The organism is Azospirillum lipoferum 4B (assembly GCF_000283655.1).
GTDB lineage: Bacteria > Pseudomonadota > Alphaproteobacteria > Azospirillales > Azospirillaceae > Azospirillum > Azospirillum lipoferum_C.
In genome coordinates, this window is the sequence record NC_016622.1 from 913,257 (window position 1) to 934,050 (window position 20,794).

A 20,794-nucleotide genomic window follows, 5' to 3' on the forward strand; every position below is an offset into this window, starting at 1 on the left:
CGGCGGGCTTGGGCGTTCTCCCCTAGGGCCGTCCGTCCGGCGGCCGCAAGCGCGGGAGTTCCGAGAGATGGCGATACCCAGCCGCCCCACGGCCAGCAAGGCCGCCGCTCACCAGGGTGCCGTCCCGCCCGGCCGGACCGGCGGCGGGGCGATGCAGGAGGAGCCGCCGGCGCGGGCCGGGCGCGGCGAACTGGCCGTCTTCACCTGGAAGGTGCTGATCGTCGCCGGGATTGGCGCTCTGGCGCTGTTCCTGTGGAATGTGTCGGGCACGCTGCTGCTGATCTTCACCGGCGTGCTGTTCGCCATCCTGCTGCAGCGGCTGACCGGCTATGTGCGGCAGGCGACCGGGCTGGCCCATGGCTGGGCGCTGGCCATCGTGCTGGTGGCCTTGGTGCTGCTGGTCGGCGGCGGCGGCTGGCTGATGGGCACCTCGATGACGGCGCAGCTCGGCCAGTTGCAGGAGCAGGTGACCAGGGCCATGGGCATGCTGCCGGAGGAGTGGCGCCAGCGCATCATGGACCAGAGCAAGAACTGGCCCTGGATGAGCCAGCTGAGCGGCTTCGCCTCCGGCCTCGTCTATGTCATCGCCGACGCGGTGGTGGTGATGTTCGCCGCCCTCTATCTGGCGGCCTCGCCCGGCGTCTACCGGCGCGGCGTGGTGCTGCTGGTGCCGCCGCAGGGGCAGGAGCGGGCGTGGGAGGTGATGGACGTCGCCGGTGACAGCCTGTGGAAATGGTTGATCGGCCAGCTGGTGGCGATGGCCGCGGTGGGCACGCTGACCGCCATCGGGCTCTGGCTTCTGGGCATTCCGTCGGCGCTCGCCTTGGGGCTGGTGGCCGGGTTGCTGGAGTTCATTCCGCTGATCGGCCCCTTCCTGGCGGCGATCCCGGCGCTGCTGATCGCGTTTTCCCAGTCGCCGCAGGATGTGCTGTGGGTCGCCGGGCTCTATCTGGTCATCCAGCAGGTGGAGGGGAATCTCGTCACCCCGCTGCTGCAGAAGCGGGTGGTCGATCTGCCGCCGGTGATCACCATCGGCGCCATCGCCGCCGGCGGCGTGCTGTTCGGCATCCTCGGCATGTTCCTGGCAACGCCGATGGCCGTTGTCGTGCTGGTGCTGATCAACCTGCTCTACATCGAGGACAAGCTGGGCCAGCCCCGGCATTTCCCCAGCAGCGACTCCTGACGCGTCACCCCTCGGCCGCCGGGGCGGCCTCGCCCCGGCCGTCGCGGGAGGAGCGCAGCGGCAGCTCCTTCAGGAACAGGGTCATGGCGAAGGAGACGACCGCCAGCGCGGCGGCCAGCAGGAACAGGGTGGCGAAGCCGTGCTCCAGCGTCGCCACCACCCCGCCGCGGACCGCCGGGGGCAGGTCGGCCAGCGCCGCGGCGCCATGGTCCAGCACCGCGCGACCGGACAGGCCGGCCCCCTCCAGCCGTTCCGACACCACGGCGTTGAACACGGCGCCGAACACCGCCACGCCGACCGAACCGCCGAGCGAGCGGAAGAAGCCGACCGAGGCGGTGGCCGCCCCCAGGTCGCGCTGCTCCACCGCATTCTGCACGGCGACCGTCATCACCGGCATCACCAGCCCCAGCCCCATACCCAGCGGCACCAGGATCAGCGTCGACCACAGCCCGCTGCCGGCCAGTTCCGGCAAGGTGCCGAGCAGGGCGTACATCACCCCCGACAGCGCCAGCCCGACCAGCGGAAAGGCCTTGTAGCGCCCGGTCCGCGCGATCAGCCGGCCGCCGCCGACCGATCCCAGGGTCATGCCCAGCACCAGCGGCAGAAGCAGCAGGCCGGACAGGGTGGCGCTGGCGCCCTGCACCAGCTGGAGGTGCAGCGGCAGATAGACGATGCCGGCGAACAGCACCATCGCGGACACCGCGACCACCGGCGTCGCCACCGCGACCACCGGGCGGCGGAACAGGTGCAGCGGCAGGATCGGCTCTTCGATCCGCTGCTCGTGCCACAGGAAGACGGCCAGCATGGCGAGGCCCGCCGCCAGCAGGAGGAAGGCCGCCGGGCTGCTCCAGCCCATCGCCTCGCCGCGGGTGGCGTAGACCAGCAGGCAGGTCACCGCACCGGTCAGCAGCGCCGCGCCCGCCACGTCGATGCGCGGCTTGGCCCGGCCGGCGGGCAGGCGCGACAGGGTGCTGCGGGTCATGGCGAAGGCCGCCACCCCCAGCGGCAGGTTGATCAGGAAAATCCAATGCCAGCCGATGGTTTCGGTGAAGATGCCGCCCAAGAGCGGCCCGGCGACGCTGGCCAGCGCGAAGACGCCGCCGATCATGCCCTGGTAGCGTCCGCGCTCGCGCGGGGCCACCACGTCGCCGATGATAGTGAAGGCCAGCGACATCAGCCCGCCGCCGCCCAGCCCCTGCAGGCCGCGGAACAGGATCAGCTGGGTCATGCTCTGCGCCGCCGCGCACAGGACGGAGCCGACCAGGAACAGCAGGATCGCCGTCTGCAGCACCCGCTTGCGGCCATAGAGGTCCGACAGCTTGCCGTAGATCGGCGTCGTGGTGGTGGAGGTCAGCAGATAGGCGGTGACCACCCAGGGCAGCATCTCCAGCCCGCCGAACTGGCTCGCCATCGTCGGCAGCGCCGTGGCGACGATGGTCTGGTCCATCGCCGCCATCAGCATCGCCAGCGCCACCCCGCTGAACACCCGCAGGATCTCCTGGTGGGTGAAGACCGGCGGGACATCGTCGGGAGAGGCGGCTGCGGGCGTTGCGGGACGGGCGGCGGTCTCGGTCATGGTCGGGCGTCTCGGCCGTTGAGGTCGTTGCACGGGGCACCGGAGGCGGACCCACCATAGACTTGGAAGCGTTCCATGCAAGTCCGTTGGCGCAAGCCCGTTGGCGCAAGTCCGTTGGCGCAAGTCCGTTTGCGGTTCCGCCGCATTCTCCAACGAACGCCTTGCCGCGCCGCCAAAGCGCCTCTATAAAGCCGCCCATCGGCGCCCCGGTACAACCGGTGGCGCCTGCATGCTTTTTAATCGGCGAAAAGCCTTACCTGCAGGAGTCACCACCATGGCCGTCGAACGGACCCTCTCGATCATCAAGCCCGATGCCACCCGCCGCAACCTGACCGGCAAGATCAACGCCAAGTTCGAGGACGGTGGCCTGCGCATCGTCGCCCAGAAGCGCGTCCAGCTGTCGAAGGCCCAGGCCGAGCAGTTCTACGGCGTGCATCGCGAGCGTCCGTTCTTCAACGATCTGGTGTCCTTCATGATCTCCGGCCCGGTGGTCCTGCAGGTCCTGGAAGGCGAGAACGCCATCGCCCGCAACCGCGAGATCATGGGCGCCACCAACCCGGCCAACGCCGCCGAGGGCACCATCCGCAAGGAGTTCGCCGAATCGATCGAGGCCAACTCGGTCCACGGTTCGGACGCTCCGGAGACGGCCGCCCAGGAGATCGCCTTCTTCTTCGCCGGCATCGAGCTGGTGGGCTGATTTCGCGCGGCCGGGCATCGCGCCCGGCCGGCCGAGGAAAGGGCCGCTTCCGCAGGGAGGCGGCCTTTTTTGCGTTTTGCATCGGGCTCTGGCAGTATCGGGGCCACAGACCTTATGCCCCGCGAGTGCCGGGGCCGAATCCGACAGGAGTGCTCGCGATGGAATCCCAATCCGCAAAGCCGATCATCGCGGCGCTGCTGCAACCGCTGCCGATACTGAGCCAGCCGCAGGCCCGCAACGATCTGGGGGACGAGACGGTGGTGCGGCTGCTGGTCCGCCAGTTCATCGACCTCAGCCTCGACGCCTTCAATCAGGTCCTGCAGGGCAAGCTCGACCAGGACGAGGCGGTGGACGGCATCAACCGGCAGGCGACCGCGCTGAATGCCGTCTTCCTCGGCACCAGCGGGTTCGAGACCGTCATCACCCATCCCTGGAACACGCCCGAACAGCTGGGCGCCTTCCTGAAGGACATGGTGGCGCTCGAATATCCCGAGGACGATTGCGTCCGCGCCATGCTGATCCATCTGGCGACCCAGGTGATGCATGCGCTGCGCCTGCCGGACGAGGACCGCCAGGAGGAGGTGGAGGCGCTGACCCTGGACGCCGCCGACCTGCTGCTCGGTCGCGCGCCGGAAGACGAGATCGACATCGACATCGACGTCTGATTCGGCCGGATCATAGGGCCGGCAGAGTCGCGGCATCGGTCCCGGCCTCGCAGATCAGCGGGACGCGCCCCTCCACGACCATGACGAACTGCTCATGGGCGTGGCTGTGGCGCGGGGTGGCGGTTCGCCATTGGGAATGTCGGATCGGGACATGATAGACCGCAAGAACATCCACGGGAAAAGCAGGACCCGGTGAACGAAAATGCGTCGGGTCTCCTGATGCGGTGCGGTAGTCCACAGATGGGCTGAAATGATTCGAGATGTCGCATTCTGAAGGAAAGCTTAGCCTCGAAACCAGCTGTTAACGCCTGCCCTTCTAAGACGGTACGGTTGGACGCAACGGCGTCGGACAATCAACCTTCGGACCGGCGGAGGCACCGTGGACGTTGCAGACACCGACCACCCGCTTCGCACTGCGGGTGCCGTCGAACCGGTCGCCGGGCGTTTCCATCTTTCCGCTTCAATTCCCGGGCTTCTCGCCGGTCTGGCCGGCTTCGGCACCCTGGCGGGTCTGGTCGCTACCGGTCAGGCCGCGTGGCCGGTGGCCGGGGGCCTGACCCTTGCCGGGGGGATGGCTCTGTGGAGCGCCTGGCGGGCCGGCTGCACCGCTGCCTCGCTGGTGCGATCGGAAGCGGATCTGGACCGGGCGCGTGGCGATCTGGCGACGCTGCATGCCCGTGCCCGCGATTTCACCGCCGCTTCTCCCGGCTGGTTCTGGGAGACGGCGGCCGACCATCGCTATGTCACCCTGTCCGACCGGCTGGGGACTCTGCTGCGCTGCGACCCCGGCAGCGTGTTCGGCGACTCGCTGCTCGACCTGGGCGCTCTGGTCGATGACGAGGCGACCTGGGCGGAATACCGCGCCGACATCGAGGCCGGGCGGCCCTTCCGCGACCTGGAGGTGAGCTTCGAAGGGGTGGATGGCCGCGACCTCGTGCTGCGGCTCAGCGCCGTGCCGGTGCGCGACGCCGACGGGCGCTTCCGCGGCTATCGCGGCAGCGGCATCGACGCGACTGCCGAAACCCTGGCGCTGGTGGAGGCGCGCTTCATGCAGGCGGTGGTGCATGACGCCATCGACAGCGTGTCGGAGGGATTCGTGCTGTTCAGCGCCGATGGGCGGCTGCTGATCTGCAACGAGCAGTACCGCCGCGCCTATCCCACCATCGCCGACCTGCTCACCCCCGGCCGCAGTTTTGCCGAGATCCTGCGGGCGGCGGCGGAACGCGGCGGCTATGAGGGCGAGGGCGACATCGGCGCCTGGGTGGAACAGCGGCTGACCCGCCATCTCCAGCATTCCGCCCCGGTGGACGGCCGGCTGTCCGATGGGCGCTGGTATCGCATCAGCGAGCATGCGACCGGCACCGGCGGCGTGGTGAAGATCCTGATGGACATCACCGAGCTGAAGACGCGGGAGGAGGAGCTGGCCGGCCAGACCGCCCGGCTGAAGCAGACCGTGACCGCGCTCAGGGAAAGCGAACTGCGCTACCGCCAGCTGGTGGAACTGGCGCCCTACGGCATCGTCATCTGGGACCGCAGCGCCATCCGCTTCGCCAACGGCGCCGCCGCCGCGATCCTGGGCATTGCCGCCGATGCACTGGAAGGCCTGTCCCTGGCAGGATTCCTGGAGGGCGGCGACGCGCTGGAAGCGAGCTTTGCCGTCGCGGCGGACGGGGAGGAGCGGCGGCTTGAATGCGACGCCCTGCGCCCGGACGGCGAACGCCGCCGGCTGGAGGTCGCGGCCAGCCCGGCGGTCTATGGCGGTGGGCCGGCGGTCCTGCTGGTGCTGAACGACATCACCGACCGCCGCCGGGTGGAAGGCGAACTGCTGCGCGCCCAGAAGATGGAGGCGGTCGGCCGCATGGCCGGCGGCATCGCCCACGAGTTCAACAACATGCTGACCGCCATCGGCGGCTTCGCCCGACTGGCGGAGCGCAATCCCGCCGATCCCGACCGCGTCCTGACCTGCGTGCAGGAGATCGCCAAGGCGTCCGAGCGGGCGGCGGCGTTGACCGGCCAGCTTCTCGACTTTTCCCACCGCCGGGTGACGGACGAGCGGGAGGTGGTGGCCATCGCGCCGCTGGTGCGCGACATGAAGGTCTTCCTGAAGCCGCTGCTGAGCGCCGGCATCGACGTGGCGATCCGGGCCGGGGACGAAAGCGCCCCTCTGGAGGCCTATGCGCTGGTCAATCCGGTCACGCTGAACCAGGCCCTGCTGAATCTTGCGCTGAACGGGCGGGACGCCATGCCGGACGGCGGCACCCTGACCATCGCCCTGACCGTGGAGACGCCCGATGACGCCTTCTTCACCCGCCACCGCGGGCTGAAGACCGGCCGCTATGTGGCGATCCGCGTGACCGATCAGGGCGGCGGCGTTCCGGCGGCGATCCGCGACCGCATCTGGGAGCCCTTCTTCACCACCAAGGAACCGGGGAAGGGAACCGGGCTCGGCCTGTGGATGGTCTACGGCACGGCCCAGCAGGCCGGCGGCGCCGTGGAACTCGAAGGGGAGGAGGGGCGCGGCGCCACCTTCGCCCTGTACCTGCCTGCGATCGATCCGCCCGCCGCCCCCGCCGGGCTCGACCCGCTGCATGTCGCGGAGGGGGAGGGGGCCGTCATCCTGCTGGTGGACGACGAGGACTCGGTGCGCCGCTACCTCCGCCTCGTGCTGGAGGAGGCCGGCTGCACGGTGGTCGAGGCGTCGGACGGACAGCAGGCGCTGGAGCGCTATGACGAGGCCGGCGGCCTGTTCGACGCGGTGGTCAGCGACGTGTCGATGCCGCGGATGAACGGGCTGGAGCTTGCCCGCGCCCTGGAGACACGCAACCGGCTTCTGCCCATCCTGTTCCTGACTGGCTATGCCTCGCGCGAGACGGCGGCAGGACTGATGGCCCAGGAAGGACGGCAGATCGTGATGAAGCCGGTGGCGCCGGAGCGGCTGCTCAATGCCCTGCGCGATCTTCTGGCAGTGTGAGGGCGCCGATGGAGCTCTCCCATCACGACGACGGCACCGACCCGGCCCTTTCCGCCGCGACGGAGGAGGCCGACGGCTCCGCTCCCGCCGTCTGCCGGGAGCCGGCGGATTTCTACGCGCCGGCCGGCCGGGATGGGGTCGGCCGCTTCTGCCGCCGCTTCCTCGACGAGAACGCGCTGACGGCGACGGAACTGCTGCACCACCCGCGCCACCAGATCTCCCTGTCCAACACGGCCACCTTCGTCGCCATCCTGACCCAGGCGGAGCGGGCGATGGAGAGGCCCGGCGGCCAGAAGGGCGCGCTGACCCCGCTGGTCAACGAGATCGCCCGGTTGACGCGGGAAAGGCTGAAGGAGAATCCGCCACCCGATTTCCTGCCCGGCGCCTATCCCGGTACAGCGGCGGAGCTTCTGTCCAACGGCGGCTTCCTCGGCCGCTTCCTGCTCGACGCCGCCATCACGCATCACATCGCCACCGGCCGCAGCTTTGCCGAGAAGGCCCTGTCCCTGTTGGCGTTGGCCGCGACCACCGAGCATCCCGACGCGCTGGTTCCGCTGGAACGGCTGTTGGGCGAGATCATGCTGAGCGATGCTGGCACCGCGTCCTGCGCGCGCGATGCACCCTTCGTCACGCTGATCGACCTGATCGTGACGCTGATCGCCGCCGACCGGCCGATGCCCGACGACGCGCCGCCGGTGTTCCGCCGGCTGGACGCGCTGATGAGGCGGGTGCCGATGCCGGCCCTGCGCGAGGCGCTGACCGCCGCCTTCCGCCGCGAGATGGCCAAGCCCGCCTGTTTCACCATCGCCAGCGCCGGCGACATGTTCGGGATCGAGGCGGTGCAGCGCGAGATCCTGGCGCTGAGCGACCTGTCCGCCCGCCTGCGCGACCGCGAGGGCAATTACGCCGGCGGCGCCCGGACCGAAGCGGCGCTGCAGCGGCGCACCGCGCTGCTGGTCAACGAGGACACGGTTCCCGAGATCACGCGCGGCCGCAATTTCATGCAGAAGCTGCGCATCCTGTTCGTTCTGCAGAAGATGCCGCTGTCGCCCACCGCGGCAAAGGCGGTCACCGATTACCTGAAGAGCTTCTTCGACAGCCGCGACTTCGCCGGCCGGCTGCTGGACTGCTGGAAGGACCGCAACGAGAAGCTGAAGGGGCTGGCGGAGGTCCAGCGCATGGTGCAGTCCAGCGCCTTCCCGGAGGAGGAGCGCGAGTATCTGGCCGGCCAGATCGACGACATCCAGAACGCCTTCCTGCGCACCCAGCGCGTGCTGGCGCCGCTGATCCAGGCGAAGGACGACCCGCCGGCGGATTCGGTGCTGGACATCGTCCGTCTGGCGGGGGAGGGGGCCTTCTGCAGCGGCAAGAGCCGGCTGGCGGCAGCCCGCGTCCTCTATCGCCACTGCCACCGGCCGCGCTTCGTCCGCCATGTGCTGCTGAACGCACCCGGTCCGAAGGAGCGGGCGGCCCGGGCCGGCTGGCTGCGCCAGTCGCTGGCGATGGTCGGCGTGCCCTTCATCGACCTCGCCGCCCAGCGGGTGCTGGTGGTCGATGACGAAGACGGGCCGCGTGCCTTCGTCACCTCCGTCCTTCGGGAACTGGGCATCGGGCAGGTCGACACCGCCGTCGACGGCCAGGACGCGCTGCAGCGCTTCCAGGCGGACGCGGCCGCCTACGACCTGATCGTCTGCGACTGGATGATGCCGCGGCTGAGCGGGCTGGATCTGCTGAAGCATGTGCGCGAGACGCGCAGCGACCTGCCCTTCCTGATGGTGACCGCGCTGGCGACGCTGGAGGCGGTGAAGAAGGCGCTGGCCCACCACGTCAGCGGCTATATCGCCAAGCCCTTCACGCCGGACCAGCTGGAGGAGAAGATCTTCCTGGTGCTGGCGCAGAAGGGGATCGGCGACGGGGCATGAGCGGGGGAGGAAAGGGGGGCCGGGCTGTTGTGGTGCGGAGACCCTATTGAAGGAGCCGTCCCATGGCAGACAAGACAGCGAACGAGGGCCACGCCCTGTCCAACGAGCCCGACCGCGACATCGCCGACCCGCTCGAAGCGGCGGAGGCCGTATCGGACACCGGAAAGCCGATCACCCCCGACACCGAATCGGCCAAGCACATCGACCGCCCGGCGGAGAAGGGCAAGGCTGGGAAGAAGACGTGAAGGGCATGGACGCTTGCGAAAGGCTCAATGCAGGTCCACGCCGGCCTGTTTGAAGGCACGGGCGAGGGCATCGACGATGGCCGGATCGACCTCGCCCGTTCCGTAATCGAGATTCATCACGGCGTACCACGGCACACCGGCCTTGTTCGCCAGCATCCGTGTCGACCAGCCAAGGCGCAGGCGTGCCTCTTGGCACTGCGTCCCGGTCATGATGCGTCGACTCCACACGTTAGCGTTCGCCTTCCATGTCCCGGTCCCAGTCGGACAGTGGCAGCCCGCTTTGGACCGATCGTCGGCGATAATAATGCTGTAAAAGTCCGAGCTTGTCATGTGTCGGTTTGTTGCAAAGCGGAACGCTCTGCTTTGCCGGATTGTCATGGAAGACAAGCGGCAGATGACCGGCAAGAGGCACATGAAGTTCGCGGGGTCATCGATTTGACCACGTGACTGTTGGGGGCTTTGCCGGAATTGCGGAGCGGAGACGCTGCGCTCCCGATAGTCCACAGGTCATATCCCCAATTGGTCGGGGGATTGGCAACGCGCGTTCCGCCGCCGAAGGTTGCGGTCAACCGAAGCTCTTGGCGAGCAGAACCAGATTGCGGTCGCCTTCGCGCCGGTAGCTGGCATGGTCCATCGTCTTCTTGACCAGGAACACGCCAAGGCCGCCGACGCGCCGGTCATCGACATCGCTGGTCAGATCGGGGGGCGGCGCGTCGGCGAAGGGATCGAAGGCGGCGGCGTCGTCCTCCACCTCCGCCCGCAGTTCCGCGCCGTTCGCCTCCATCCGCACCCGGATCTCGTGCGGGGCGGCATCGCGATAGCCGTAGGATACGGTGTTGGTGATCAGCTCGTCGAAGCAGAGATTGAACTTGAAGGCGAGGTCGGGCGGCAGTTGGTTGCGCTCGATGAACTCGTCCACAGCCTCGGCCAGCCGTCCCAGTTCGGACAGGTCGTTGCGCAGGACCATGTCCAGGCGGTTCGCCACGGCACCGTCAATCCGCTCATCCATGTGCCGATCCCCCTTATCCGTTGGCCCGGTTGCCTTTTCCCCGCATCAGGGGGAGCGTGTCATGCTGCCGCGCCGGCGACAGCCCAGCGGCGCAGCGCGGTCAGGGCGATCCGCTCGACCTCGCTCCAGCCAAGCCCGCTTGCCATTTCGGCCAGCGCCACCAGCCGGGTGCGGGCGCCGGTGTCGCCGACCGGCGCATTGCCGAGGTCGGCGGTCAGCCCGGCGACGAGCCCGTAGAGCAAGGTCGACAAGCTGTGCATCAGCGGCGCGCAATCCGGTGCGGTCAGGCGGGTGGCGAACAGGTAGAGCTGGCCGACGCCGCGCAGGCGGGCGCTGAAGCTATCGGGCGTGCCGGCGCCAGTCGCGACCTCGCCGCGCAGCTCCTCCACCGACAGGGTGGCGAAGCGGCCGGCGGCGGCGATGAACTCCGCCACTGCATCCTGCGGAAGTCCGCCGGTGGCCTGTCCGCCGGTTTCGAACAGGCGCTGGGCCATGACGATCAGCTCCTCGATGTTGGCGAGGATGATGGCGACGCCGAAGCGGGCCAGCCCGTCATTGCCGTCGGTGCAGGCGCGCAGGATCTGCGTCACCTTGCGGATGACCTGGACGGCGAACATCAGCATGGCGCTGCGGCTCTGCGCCAGTTCGGCCTCCGCCCCCAATTCCTCCAGCGCATGCTGCAGGATCTCCAGCCGCAGGAAGTCGAGCGACAGCATCTGGATGTCCGGGTTGTCGCCGTCCATCAGCACCCGGTTCAGCTCGCCGGAATAGAGGAAGAAGCGGCCGGACAGGTCGAAGGCGATGCGCGCCGCCGACATCTTTGCCCGGTCGGCGGCCGGCGTCCCGGCCAGCGCACGGTTCATCGCGGCGAACAGCCGGACCAGCGGCATCCAGTCGCGCCGCTGGCTCGCCGGGGCGGCGCGCGGTGCGGGGGTGGCAGCGACGATCAGCTCGGTCAGCGGCTCGATTCCGGCGTCGAGCAGAACCGATTGCCAGCGTTGCGCGTCGCCGCCGGTCCCCGCCTGCCACTCCGCCAGGATGTCGATCAGCCCGGTCAGCTTGCGGGCGTCGATCGGCTGGCCGGGGATGGCGCGCAGGGCGGTTTCCAGCGCCGCAGCCAGGGCGCCACGGTCGCGCGCCGGTGCCGCGGCGGCCGGAAGCTCCGCATTGAACATGGTCAGTTCGGCGGAGGGCATGGCAGTCCGCATCGTGCCGGCAACGGCCAGCGCGTGGCGCAGCGCCTGGGCGAACTCTGCGGCGCTGGCATAGCGGTCGGCCGGCGCCTTCGCCAGCGCCTTCAGGATCATGGTGTCGAAAGGCGGCGGCAGCTCCGGGTTGCCGTGGGAGGGCGGTGGCGGCTCGACGAACAGGATCTGCTGCATCACCGTGGCGACGGAGCCGGAGAAGGGCCGCCGCTGCGCCAGCAGGTAGTAGAGCACCACCCCGGCGGAGAACAGGTCGCTGCGCGCGTCGGCCTTCTCGCCGCGCAGCACCTCCGGCGCCATGTAGGCGGGGGTGCCCAGCAGGTCGCCGGCCTGGGTCAGGTCGGACGAGGAAATCTGTGCGATGCCGAAGTCGGCCAGCTTGGGCGTCAGGTCGGCTTCCACCACGATGTTGGCCGGCTTGATGTCGCGGTGGATGATGTTGCGGGCGTGCGCGAAGGCCAGCGCGTCCAGCACCGCCGCCATCAACTCGCCGCCCTGCTGCACCGACAGCGGCGTGTCGGCCTCCAGGTACTGTTTCAACTCCCTGCCCTGGATCAGCTCCATGGCGAGGTAGGGCGCGCCGCCATGGGCGGCGTCCAGCATGCCGTAGTCGTGCACCCGCACGATGTTGCGGTGGTCCAGCTTCAGCCCGATCTCCGCCTCCCGCCGGAAGCGGGCGAGCACGGCATTGCGTTCCGCCGCGGCCAGCAATTCGCCGCGCAGCAGCTTCAGCGCCACCGGCTGCCCGGTCCGCCCATCGGTCGCGCGGTAGACCACGCTCATGGCGCCCTGGCCCAGCACCCCTTCGACCCGGTAGGGGCCGATGGGACCGGGAAGCGCGCCGCCTACAGAGCCGTCGGGCATCGGAAACTCTCCAGCAGGTTCTTGCCGAAGGGGTTGTTCACGCTGTCGGCCCGCAGGGCGAAGACCGCCTTGCGGGTGCCCACCGTCACCGCGAAGGTGAAGCGGTCGGGCTGCGGCGTGGACTCCAGCTTGCCGTCGGCGAGGAAATGGAACAAGGCCCAGGGACCCTGGCGCGAGATGCCGGCCGGCTCACCCGGCAGCGGCGGGCCGAAGCCGAGGCGCACGCTGCTGGTGCCCTCCGCCCCCGGCCATTTCATCACCTGCGGGCGGGGCGGGCCGTGCTGGTAGATCAGCGTCTGGCCGTCGACGTCGAGCGCCACCTGGGTCGCCTTGGCGTCCAGCTCCACCGGCGTGATCTCGAACACCACTTTCGCGGTGGCGGCCCCGGCGGGGAACAGGCTGTCGCGGATGCGCGCGGCGCGCTCGAACTGGTCAAGCACCGCGGGCGGAATGCCGAGATCGACCTGATCGACCTTCTGCCAGGCCCAGGGGCTGACCGTCATGTCGACGAAGGGGCGCAGGTTGGTGTTGAAGAACTGGTCGATCATGCCGCCCGGCGCGAACAGCTTGGCGAAATCCGCCGCCGTCACATCGACCTGACTGTTCGGCACCATCGGGAACCGGTTGTCCAGCGCCGCCCGGCAGAAGGGCAGGACGGTGGATTGCCACGCCTTGTTGATCTGCGACCGCGCACCGCCGGCGCTGACGGTCGCCGCACTCTGCGCCACAGTGGCGACCATGCCGCCGACCGGGTCGGGCAGGTCGCGGGCGAGGTTGCGCAGCTGTGCGGCCACCGCCCCCTTGTCGGCACCGCCGGCCAGCCCGGCCAGCAACGCGCCGTTCTGGTCGGGCGCGTTGGCCGCGCGGGCGATCTGCTGGTAGAGCTCGCCCAGAAGCTTCAGCGATTCATCCAGCTTGGGCGGCGCCCCGCCCTCGCCCTGCACGAGATCGCGCAGAGCCTTGAAATGGTCGTTGATCGGTTGGCCCGGCGGCGGTCCTTCCGGCTGCAGCGAGACGCCGGCCAGCCGCGCCAGATAGGCGGCGTTGGTGCCGGTCGACTCCACCGCCTTCTCGCCGGCCTGCGCCTGCTGGGCAATCCCGGCCAGCGGACCGCCGGCAACCGGCCCCTTGCCGTCGGCTGGTTTGTCATTCGGGCCGGGCGCCAGCGTGGTCTCGCGCACCATGGCGGTCAGCCACAGCTTCAGCGGCGATTGCGGGCCGGACAGCGTGTTCAGCACGTCGGCGGCCTGATTCAGGCTGCGCAGCGGCACGATTACCACGTCGCCCAGCAGCTCGTCCCACTGGCGGGCATAGCGGTCGAGATAGACGGCGAGGATGCCCTTCTCCAGCCGTTGCGCGCTGGCGACCGCCTGCGGGCCGCTGCTCGGCTGGCCCAGCACCCAGTTTTCGTCCACCAGCGCCTTGGCGACCTTGGGCAGCGCCGGCAGCACCGCCTTGTGGAAGCCGTCATAGCTGTAGAGGCCGGGCACCCCCTCCGACAACGGCTTGCCCGATGGGCGGATCAGCACCCGGCCGGCCAGCGGCCCGGCATGGTCGACCAGCCGCCAGTCGGCCAACGCCTGGATCTCCGGCCGGTCGCGCAGGATGGCGAAGCCGCGTTCGGCCAGCGGATAGCGCGTCAGGCTTTGCCGCGCCTCCTCCACCAATGCCTCATCCGGTTCGATGGACGAGAGCGGGGCCGCCAGCATGGCGTCGAGATGGACGCGCAGGTCGCTCCGCACGCCGTCATAGGCCGGGCCGGGCAGCGAGGCCATCCAGTCGAGCGCCATCCAGTCCGACACCAGCCCCTTGTCCAGCGGCCCCTTGCCGGCCAGCATCAGGTAGACCTTCAGCGCCTGGAACAGGTACTCCGGCCGGCCGCGCTCTCGGCGCAGCTGCTCCTCCACCCGCAGGAAGACGCGCGGCAGCAGGATCGTGCGCAGCGCGCGGTCATAGACGGTCTCGCTCTGCCGTCCCAGCCGGTCGCCCTGATAGAGGCCGCCGGTCATCTCCAGCGGCACCGGATCGGTCCAGCCGGCGGGGATGGCGCGCAGCGTGTTCAGCGGCGGCACGATGGTGATGAAATCGGTGTCGTCGACCTTGGCCAGCGACCGCGGCGCGGTGGCGAGCGGCGCCAGCTCGGCCTGCGCCTTGGCGGCGGCCGCATCGACCCCGGCGACCAGCGCGGCGTTGCCGGTGAAGCTGTTGGCCCAGAAGGCGGCGATCCCCAGCCCGGCCAGCAGCATCGCCACCATCGCCCCGCCGCGCAGCAGGCGCCACCGCCGCTCCAGCCCGGAATTGGTGCCGACCAGCCCGGCCTCGGCAAAGACCACCTCGCGCAGGGTGCGGGTCAGGAAGAAGCTGCGCCCGCCGCTGGCCGCCGGAAGGACCGGACGGTCGAGCCCGAAGGACCCCGCCACCATCTCCGACAAACGGTCGACCGGCGCGCCGTCCTGGGTGCCGCTGGTCAGGTAGACGCCGCGCAGCAGTGCCCGTTCCTCGTAGCGGTTGGGCTCGAAGATGACCATCAGCAGGTCGGCGATGGCCGGCTTCAGTGCCGCGATCTGCGCCGGGAACAGGGTGTCGAGCGAGCGGCGCTGGATGTCGGATTCGCCATGCACGCGGTCGAGCACCCGGCGGGCGATGCGCCCGGTCAGCGCGTCGAATTCCGTGCCGAAGCGGTAGACCGGCGCGTCGTCGCCGCTCTTGCCGTCATCCAGCGGGAAGGTGACGCCCCAGACCTGTTCGCGCTCCTCCCGGCTGAGGTCGTCGAAGAACTCGGCGAAACCGGCGATCAGGTCGGCCTTGGTCAGCAGCACATAGACCGGGACGCGCGACCCGACCTGTCCGCGCAGCTCCTTCAGCCGCAGCTTCAGCTGTTCGGCATGTCCCTTGCGCTCCGGCTCGCTCCACAGCGCGAGGTCGGCGAGGCTGACGGCCAGCAGGATGCCGTTGACCGGCTGGCGCGGGCGGTGGCGCTTCAGCAGGGTAATAAAGTTCTTCCACACCTTGCCGTCGATGGCCGGCTGGCTGTCCTGGGTGATGTAGCGGCCGGCGGTGTCGATCAGCACCGCCTCGTCGGTGAACCACCAGTCGCAGTTGCGGGTGCCGCCAACGTCGCGCAGTGCCGCCCGCCCCATTTCTGCCGCCAGCGGGAAGCGCAGGCCGGAATTGGCCAGCGCCGTGGTCTTGCCCGCCCCCGGCGCACCGATCAGCAGATACCAGGGAAGCTGGTAGAGATAGCGCTGCCCCCATTTGCCGCCGAAACGCGCCTTGCGCAGCTGGTCCAGCGCCTCGCGCAGGCGGCCGCGCAGCAGGTCGGTCTCCTGGCCGACGGCCTCCGAATCCGGATCGCCCTTGGCGGCCGGCGTCGCCTTGGCGAGCGCCTGCACCATGCGGTCGTTGGCGCTGCGGTGGCGGTAGAGCGACCATTGCATCGCCAGCGCCCAGACCAGCAGGATGCCGAAGACCACCGCCAGCCGGACGGTCGCGTCCTCCAGCGGGAAGGCGCCCGACACGGCGACGAGTGGCCCCAGGAACCAGACGATGGCGCCCAGGCACAGCGCCGCGACCAGCGTCAGGAACCAGCGGGAGGTCAGGGCGGACAGGATCGATTTCAGCATCGGTCAGGGTGCCAGCACGATGTCGACGCGCCGGTTGGCCTGCCGGCCCTCCGCCGTCGTGTTGGGGGCGATGGGATCGGTGTCGCCGCGCCCTTCGGCGCTCAAACGGTTGGCGGCATCGCCTGCCAGGATCTCCGTCATCAGCTGTTGCACCCTGAAGGCCCGCGCCTCCGACAATTCCTGGTTGGAGGGATAGCGCAGCGAGCGGATGGCGACATTGTCGGTGTTGCCGATCACGGAGATGCGGCCCGGCTCCTTGCGCAGCGCCTCGGCGACATGCCTGAACACCTCGACATAGCGCGGATCGATCCGGTCGCTGCCCGAGGCGAAGACGTTCAGGCGGGTGCGGACCAGCACGCGCCCGTCGGTGCCGCCGCTGACCTCGACCAGACCTGCCTTGATGTCGGCGGCAAGCGCCAGGGCGACGCGGTCGGCGACGGACTGGCGGGGCGGCGGGGTGGGAAGGGTGACCGGCGGCGCAATGCGGGCGATCTGCACCGGCTGATCCGGGATCACCGCGGCCAGCCGGCGATAGGCAGCGTCGGACTGGTCGGCCAGGGCGAAGATGAACCAGGCGTAGAGGGCGGCCAGGAGCGCCGCGATCATCACGGCGGGCAGCCACAGCGGCACCGTTGCCGCCAGCGGCCGGAAGCCGTCGGCCTGTCCGCGCCAGTGGGGCGACAGGTCGCGCTCCGCCTCGCCGCGCTGCTTGCGGATGACGCGGTAGAGCCGGTCGCGCAGCTTCGCCAACTCGCTGTAGCCGCGCTGCGAGACCCGGAACTTGCCCTCGAAGCCCAACGACAGGCAGAGGTAGAACAGCTCCAGCTCCATCAGGTGGCGGTCCGGCACCTCCGCCATCTGGTCGAGCAGGTCGAAGAAGCGCTCGCCGCCCCAGGTCTCCTTCTGGATGGTGGAGACGAGGCTTTTGTGCGCCCACAGGCTCTGGTTTCCCCAGGAGGTCGCCAGCACCACGTCGTCCACCGTCGCGCACAGCGCGTAGCCGGCGTTGCGGATCTGGGTGGCGGACAGGCCGGCGCGGACGGTGGCCGCCTCGAACCGCTGCATCTCGGCGATGACGCGTTCGCGTAAGGATTCCACGTCGCGGTGCTGCGTCAGCTCGCGCACCCGCACCACCATCGCCAGGATGGGCGCCGCGGCGGTCACCAGAGGGTTGTCGCTGACCGCGGTCAGGGCCGTCAGCGCCGCATCGTCCAGCGGGCGGAAGCCGGGCGAGAGCGGGGCCGACATCGCGGGCGCGGGTGCCGGGGCTTGCGGGGCTGCCGGCTTCGGCGTGTTGAAGGCGGCGGGCGAGAAGGCGGAGGGGGCGGAGAAGGGTTGCGCGCTCTGGCCGAAGGCCGGCGGCACCAGCCCGGCCGACCCGCCGGAGAAGGGCGGCGGAGAGGCGGGCGCCGCAGTGGGAGCGGCAGGGGGTGCGGCCGGGCGCTGGAACGCCATCGGCTGCATCACCGTGGCATCGATGTCGTCCGGCTCCTCGAACGGGTTCTTGTCGGGCGGCGGCCGGACGGTCATGACGCCCCCTTCAGGATCAGGTTGTGCGTTGCAGCGGGCGGCTGGTCGGCGGCGGGCTTCGGCGCGGCGTCCGGTTTCTCCGTGGCCGGCTTTTCGGCATCCTGCTTGGAGGCCCCGGTCTTCGCACCCTCCGTCTTGGCGTCCGCAGGCTTGTCCGCCGGGGCGTCGGTGCTGGCGTTACTGCCGTCGCCGGGGACGAGCGTGACGGTGCTGGCCGTGGCGGTCAGGACGAAGCTGTTGGCCTTGTTCGGCTGGATCGGCTGCATGGCGCGCCAGCCCGCTTCCTCATAGGCGCGGAAGGCGGCGGCGACGGCCAGCGTCTTGACGTCCGGCTTGGGCTGGACGGTCAGGGTCTGGCGGCTGTCGGGCGGCACAGCCAGTTCCTGGCGGTCGAGCAGGGTGGGGCCGAGCGTCGCCTTGTCCTGGTCGATGACCTGGAAGAAATCGGCGTTGGCGAAGGCGTCGCTGGGGCCGAGCTGATAGAGCCGCAGCATCACCGGCGACGGCCGGCCGTTGGGGTCGGGGTTCAACGCCTTGGCCCCGATTACCGTCAGCTGAATCGTGGTCGGCGGCGGGGGCGGCGGCGGGGAGGAGCAGGCGGCAAGCGCCGGCATTGCGGCCAGGACGGCAGCGGACCAAATCGTCTTCCGGATCCGCATCCAGCCGGCAATCCTCAGCATCACCACACCTTTCCCCTTATACGGACGGGTATAGCAGGGCGCGATTGGATGGTCATCCTTATCCAAAGGCGCCCTCGTGACAATTCCTCGACCGCCGGCTGGGGAGGTTGAACGCCGCGCGCCGGGGGGACAGACTCGGGCGCAGGGGCTGCTCCGCAACCGTGCGGCGAATGGAATAAAATCCGTTCGCGCGCTGTTCGTGGGGCGAGAGCTCGGGGGACAATTGTCGAAGGTGCCAGCGCCATGTCCAAGCTTGCCATGCCCACGCTCTGGACCCGGATGAAAGCCGAACTGGGCGACAGCGACGCGCAATACCAACTCGCCGAAGCGTTGCGGGCGACCGACGTCGCCGCCTCGGTGCCGTGGTATCGGCGCGCGGCGCGCCAGGGCCATGCCGCCGCCCAGACCATGCTGGCCTTCCTGCTCGCCAACGGCATCGGCGTGCCGCCCGACCCGCGCCGGGCGGTCTCCTGGTATCGCCGCGCAGCCGCCAAGGGCGATGTCGGGGCGCAGAACAACCTCGGCTACATGCACGAGCACGGCGCCGGCGTGCCGTGCAACCCGGCCAAGGCGGCGCTGTGGTACCGGCTGGCCGCCTTGCAGCAGTCGGCCGCCGCCCAGGTCAACCTCGCCCTGCTTCTGCTCGACGGCCGCGGGGTGGACCGGGACGAGGCGGAGGCGGTGCACTGGCTGCGCGCCGCCGCCGGGCAGGGGCACCCCGCCGCCCAGTACCGCCTTGCCCTGTGCCTGCGCGAGGGCGTCGGCATCGGGCGCGATCCGGCCGAAGCCGCCCTGTGGATGCAGGCCGCCGCCGCGGCCGGCGACCGCGATGCGCTGGCGGCGCTCGCCGACCTGCGCGCGGACGCCGTTCCCGCCGCCGATGACGGTGAGGGCTGGGAGGAGGAGGCGATCGGCTGGCAGCATCAGGCGGAACGGCGTCCCATGCAGGGTGCCCATGCCGGAGCGATGCCGCCGGGCTGACGCCCGGCGTAGGCGAGACGCCTCATCCGATCATGCCCAGCTTGCGCCACACCGGCAGGCTGTTCGCCATGCACCAGCCCATGCTGTCGGCGATGGCCTTGCGGCTGGCATCGTCGGCGTTTTCCGGCGCGTCCAGCCGGCGCATGGCGTGGGCGACCAGCGCGTCCAGCGTCTCCGGCACGCCTTCGCTGAGCCCGTCATAGAGCAGAGCCTCCATCGTGCTGACATGCAGGCCGGCGCCGCCGACCGACGCGGCCAGCGCGGTGCTCTTGCGCCCCTCGCTGGTGGCGAGTTCGTTGGCGGCGGCGCGGTTGTGGGCCAGCACGCCGGGCAGCGGCGTCACCGTCTCCGGCGGATTCAGCACCGGGATGGCCTGGCTGGAGCCGGTCAGCATGCCGGCGATCTCCACTGCCGACAGGTTGCCGCCGGCCCGCCGGACCTCAGGCAGTTCCAGGAGGTCGCCGATGCGACGCGGCCCCTCGGCCAGCGCATCGAAGATCGGCTCGTAATGCTTGGCCTCCAGCGTCGCCTCGCCCAGCGGCACCTGGATTGTGGTGCGGGCGTCGGCGCGCGGGATGATCATCGCCATCGCCATGTCCTTCAGCATCGCGTCGCGCTTTGCCACGCTGATGCGCCGGGCGCCGCGGACGAAGACGTCGCGGCGGAAGGGACGGCCGACGCAGTAATCCTTGAAGGTCTCGCGCAGGCTGGGCACGCCGATGCTGTCCAGAGCGGCGCGCTGGTCGGGCGTCAGCGACAGGTCCGGGTAATTCTCGAACAGGGTGGCGGAGCCGGCATAGGTCAGCTTCGCTTCGCCCAGTTCGCGCGCGACATCGACATGGTAGAGCGGCTGCCAGCTGCCGTTCAGATATTCGTGGGCCAGATAGACCGACTGCTCGGCGTTGTTCTTGGCCTTGGTCTCGCCGCGCAGCTTGCCGAACATCGCCTCGTCGCCCAGGATCTTGGCGCCGGCCTTGTAGAGCTGTTCGGCGAAGTCGAGACCGGCCTTCACCTGCACGTCGCTGCGCTGGTGGACCAGCCCGGAATATTCGTACAGCAGCCGCTGCAGCGGCATCATCGGCGCCCAGCCGGGCATGGCGTTGTAGCTGACATAGACCAGCCCGCCCGGCTTCAGCTTCTTCGCCAGGAAGCGCGCGATGGCGCCGCGGTTCATCGGGCTGACCCAGCTGTAGACGCCGTGCAGCGTGACGAAGTCGAACTCCGGCAGGTCCGGCCCCACGCCATCGGCCATTTCGGCGAAGCTTGCCTCATGGAAGGCGATGTTGGTCAGGCCGGCCGCCTCGGCGGCGTCGCGGGCGCGGGCGATGTGGGCGGGGTGGAAGTCCACCGCATGGAAACGCCCCTGCGGGTTGGCCGCCGCGAACAGCGCCACCGTCGTGCCATGGCCGCAGCCGAGTTCGCAATAGTCGAACCCGTTGGCCGTGGAGGGCGGGGCGATGCCGTTGATCAGGCAGCTCAGCGTCAGATGCGCCGGCCCCTGTTCACGGTAGAAGCCCGGCAGATATTCGATGTCCGACACATAGCCGGCGCTCCAGTCGCTCATTGGGTCCTCGTCGTTCTACGGAGTGCGGTAGGTGCGTTGCCCCCTCCCCACCCCTCCCCCGCTTCGCGGGAGAGGGGGC

16 protein-coding genes are annotated in these 20,794 nt (G+C 69.9%); 7 read left to right on the forward strand and 9 right to left on the reverse strand.

The annotated features are described in order from the left end of the window. Nucleotides 1-67: 67 nt before the first annotated feature. Complete coding sequence (locus AZOLI_RS04240; protein ID WP_014247348.1) at nucleotides 68-1,183, forward strand: AI-2E family transporter; 1,116 nt, start codon at nucleotides 68-70, stop codon at nucleotides 1,181-1,183. Nucleotides 1,184-1,187: 4 nt separating this feature from the next. On the opposite strand, the gene AZOLI_RS04245 is transcribed toward AZOLI_RS04240, so the two are convergent. After that, nucleotides 1,188-2,759 carry an MDR family MFS transporter gene (locus AZOLI_RS04245; protein WP_014247349.1) on the reverse strand — a complete coding sequence of 524 codons (1,572 nt, stop codon included), beginning with the start codon at nucleotides 2,757-2,759 and terminating at the stop codon, nucleotides 1,188-1,190. Between the two features lie 274 nt (nucleotides 2,760-3,033). Here AZOLI_RS04245 and ndk point away from each other — a divergent pair, with 274 nt between their 5' ends. After that, nucleotides 3,034-3,456, forward strand: coding sequence for a nucleoside-diphosphate kinase (gene ndk / locus AZOLI_RS04250; RefSeq protein ID WP_014197473.1), 423 nt, complete (start codon nucleotides 3,034-3,036; stop codon nucleotides 3,454-3,456). A gap of 158 nt (nucleotides 3,457-3,614) precedes the next feature. After that, a complete protein-coding gene (locus AZOLI_RS04255; protein ID WP_014247351.1) occupies nucleotides 3,615-4,121 on the forward strand; it encodes a hypothetical protein in 507 nt (168 codons plus the stop codon). A gap of 10 nt (nucleotides 4,122-4,131) precedes the next feature. Here AZOLI_RS04255 and AZOLI_RS32305 read toward each other — a convergent pair whose 3' ends face one another. After that, complete coding sequence (locus AZOLI_RS32305; RefSeq protein ID WP_162487975.1) at nucleotides 4,132-4,296, reverse strand: hypothetical protein; 165 nt, start codon at nucleotides 4,294-4,296, stop codon at nucleotides 4,132-4,134. Between the two features lie 204 nt (nucleotides 4,297-4,500). On the opposite strand from AZOLI_RS32305, the gene AZOLI_RS04260 reads away from it, so the two are divergent. The 3 genes from AZOLI_RS04260 to AZOLI_RS04270 all read left to right on the forward strand — a co-directional run bounded on the left by AZOLI_RS04260 (nucleotide 4,501) and on the right by AZOLI_RS04270 (nucleotide 9,259). Beyond that, nucleotides 4,501-7,092 carry a hybrid sensor histidine kinase/response regulator gene (locus tag AZOLI_RS04260; protein ID WP_014247352.1) on the forward strand — a complete coding sequence of 864 codons (2,592 nt, stop codon included), beginning with the start codon at nucleotides 4,501-4,503 and terminating at the stop codon, nucleotides 7,090-7,092. A gap of 8 nt (nucleotides 7,093-7,100) precedes the next feature. Further along, nucleotides 7,101-9,014 carry a response regulator gene (locus tag AZOLI_RS30990; protein WP_014247353.1) on the forward strand — a complete coding sequence of 638 codons (1,914 nt, stop codon included), beginning with the start codon at nucleotides 7,101-7,103 and terminating at the stop codon, nucleotides 9,012-9,014. Between the two features lie 62 nt (nucleotides 9,015-9,076). After that, nucleotides 9,077-9,259: a hypothetical protein gene (locus AZOLI_RS04270; protein WP_014247354.1), complete on the forward strand. Its 183-nt coding sequence runs from the start codon at nucleotides 9,077-9,079 to the stop codon at nucleotides 9,257-9,259. A 24-nt stretch (nucleotides 9,260-9,283) separates the two neighbouring features. Here the strand turns inward: AZOLI_RS04270 and AZOLI_RS32310 are convergent, their stop codons facing one another. From AZOLI_RS32310 to tssJ, 6 genes are all read right to left on the reverse strand, one after another. Continuing rightward, on the reverse strand, nucleotides 9,284-9,469 hold the full coding sequence (locus AZOLI_RS32310; RefSeq protein WP_162487976.1) for a helix-turn-helix transcriptional regulator: 186 nt from the start codon (nucleotides 9,467-9,469) through the stop codon (nucleotides 9,284-9,286). 355 nt (nucleotides 9,470-9,824) lie between these two features. Continuing rightward, nucleotides 9,825-10,268: an ATP-binding protein gene (locus AZOLI_RS04275; RefSeq protein ID WP_044549675.1), complete on the reverse strand. Its 444-nt coding sequence runs from the start codon at nucleotides 10,266-10,268 to the stop codon at nucleotides 9,825-9,827. 59 nt (nucleotides 10,269-10,327) lie between these two features. Further along, complete coding sequence (locus AZOLI_RS04280) at nucleotides 10,328-12,337, reverse strand: serine/threonine-protein kinase (protein ID WP_014247355.1); 2,010 nt, start codon at nucleotides 12,335-12,337, stop codon at nucleotides 10,328-10,330. Then, nucleotides 12,319-15,960 carry a type VI secretion system membrane subunit TssM gene (gene tssM, locus AZOLI_RS04285; RefSeq protein WP_014247356.1) on the reverse strand — a complete coding sequence of 1,214 codons (3,642 nt, stop codon included), beginning with the start codon at nucleotides 15,958-15,960 and terminating at the stop codon, nucleotides 12,319-12,321. The genes AZOLI_RS04280 and tssM overlap by 19 nt, the downstream gene beginning before the upstream one ends. Before the next feature lie 3 nt (nucleotides 15,961-15,963). Further along, nucleotides 15,964-17,490: a type IVB secretion system protein IcmH/DotU gene (gene icmH / locus AZOLI_RS04290; RefSeq protein WP_014247357.1), complete on the reverse strand. Its 1,527-nt coding sequence runs from the start codon at nucleotides 17,488-17,490 to the stop codon at nucleotides 15,964-15,966. After that, complete coding sequence (gene tssJ / locus AZOLI_RS04295; protein WP_014247358.1) at nucleotides 17,487-18,170, reverse strand: type VI secretion system lipoprotein TssJ; 684 nt, start codon at nucleotides 18,168-18,170, stop codon at nucleotides 17,487-17,489. Before tssJ ends, icmH begins: the two co-directional genes overlap by 4 nt. A 243-nt stretch (nucleotides 18,171-18,413) precedes the next feature. Here tssJ and AZOLI_RS04300 point away from each other — a divergent pair, with 243 nt between their 5' ends. Beyond that, complete coding sequence (locus tag AZOLI_RS04300) at nucleotides 18,414-19,151, forward strand: tetratricopeptide repeat protein (protein WP_014247359.1); 738 nt, start codon at nucleotides 18,414-18,416, stop codon at nucleotides 19,149-19,151. A gap of 22 nt (nucleotides 19,152-19,173) precedes the next feature. On the opposite strand, the gene AZOLI_RS04305 is transcribed toward AZOLI_RS04300, so the two are convergent. Further along, entirely contained in the window at nucleotides 19,174-20,715 is a 1,542-nt protein-coding gene (locus tag AZOLI_RS04305; RefSeq protein ID WP_014247360.1) for a class I SAM-dependent methyltransferase, read from the reverse strand. Nucleotides 20,716-20,794 lie beyond the last annotated feature (79 nt).

What these genes read in the sequence shown, in the direction of transcription:
- AZOLI_RS04245 (WP_014247349.1), bottom strand. Translation starts at nt 2,759, where the DNA reads ATGACCGAGACCGCCGCCCGTCCCGCAACGCCCGCAGCCGCCTCTCCC.
- AZOLI_RS04305 (WP_014247360.1), bottom strand. Translation starts at nt 20,715, where the DNA reads ATGAGCGACTGGAGCGCCGGCTATGTGTCGGACATCGAATATCTGCCG.
- AZOLI_RS32310 (WP_162487976.1), bottom strand. Translation starts at nt 9,469, where the DNA reads ATGACCGGGACGCAGTGCCAAGAGGCACGCCTGCGCCTTGGCTGGTCG.
- ndk (WP_014197473.1), top strand. Translation starts at nt 3,034, where the DNA reads ATGGCCGTCGAACGGACCCTCTCGATCATCAAGCCCGATGCCACCCGC.
- tssM (WP_014247356.1), bottom strand. Translation starts at nt 15,960, where the DNA reads ATGCTGAAATCGATCCTGTCCGCCCTGACCTCCCGCTGGTTCCTGACG.
- icmH (WP_014247357.1), bottom strand. Translation starts at nt 17,490, where the DNA reads ATGACCGTCCGGCCGCCGCCCGACAAGAACCCGTTCGAGGAGCCGGAC.
- AZOLI_RS04280 (WP_014247355.1), bottom strand. Translation starts at nt 12,337, where the DNA reads ATGCCCGACGGCTCTGTAGGCGGCGCGCTTCCCGGTCCCATCGGCCCC.
- AZOLI_RS04270 (WP_014247354.1), top strand. Translation starts at nt 9,077, where the DNA reads ATGGCAGACAAGACAGCGAACGAGGGCCACGCCCTGTCCAACGAGCCC.
- AZOLI_RS30990 (WP_014247353.1), top strand. Translation starts at nt 7,101, where the DNA reads ATGGAGCTCTCCCATCACGACGACGGCACCGACCCGGCCCTTTCCGCC.
- tssJ (WP_014247358.1), bottom strand. Translation starts at nt 18,170, where the DNA reads ATGCTGAGGATTGCCGGCTGGATGCGGATCCGGAAGACGATTTGGTCC.
- AZOLI_RS04300 (WP_014247359.1), top strand. Translation starts at nt 18,414, where the DNA reads ATGTCCAAGCTTGCCATGCCCACGCTCTGGACCCGGATGAAAGCCGAA.
- AZOLI_RS04240 (WP_014247348.1), top strand. Translation starts at nt 68, where the DNA reads ATGGCGATACCCAGCCGCCCCACGGCCAGCAAGGCCGCCGCTCACCAG.
- AZOLI_RS04255 (WP_014247351.1), top strand. Translation starts at nt 3,615, where the DNA reads ATGGAATCCCAATCCGCAAAGCCGATCATCGCGGCGCTGCTGCAACCG.
- AZOLI_RS04275 (WP_044549675.1), bottom strand. Translation starts at nt 10,268, where the DNA reads ATGGATGAGCGGATTGACGGTGCCGTGGCGAACCGCCTGGACATGGTC.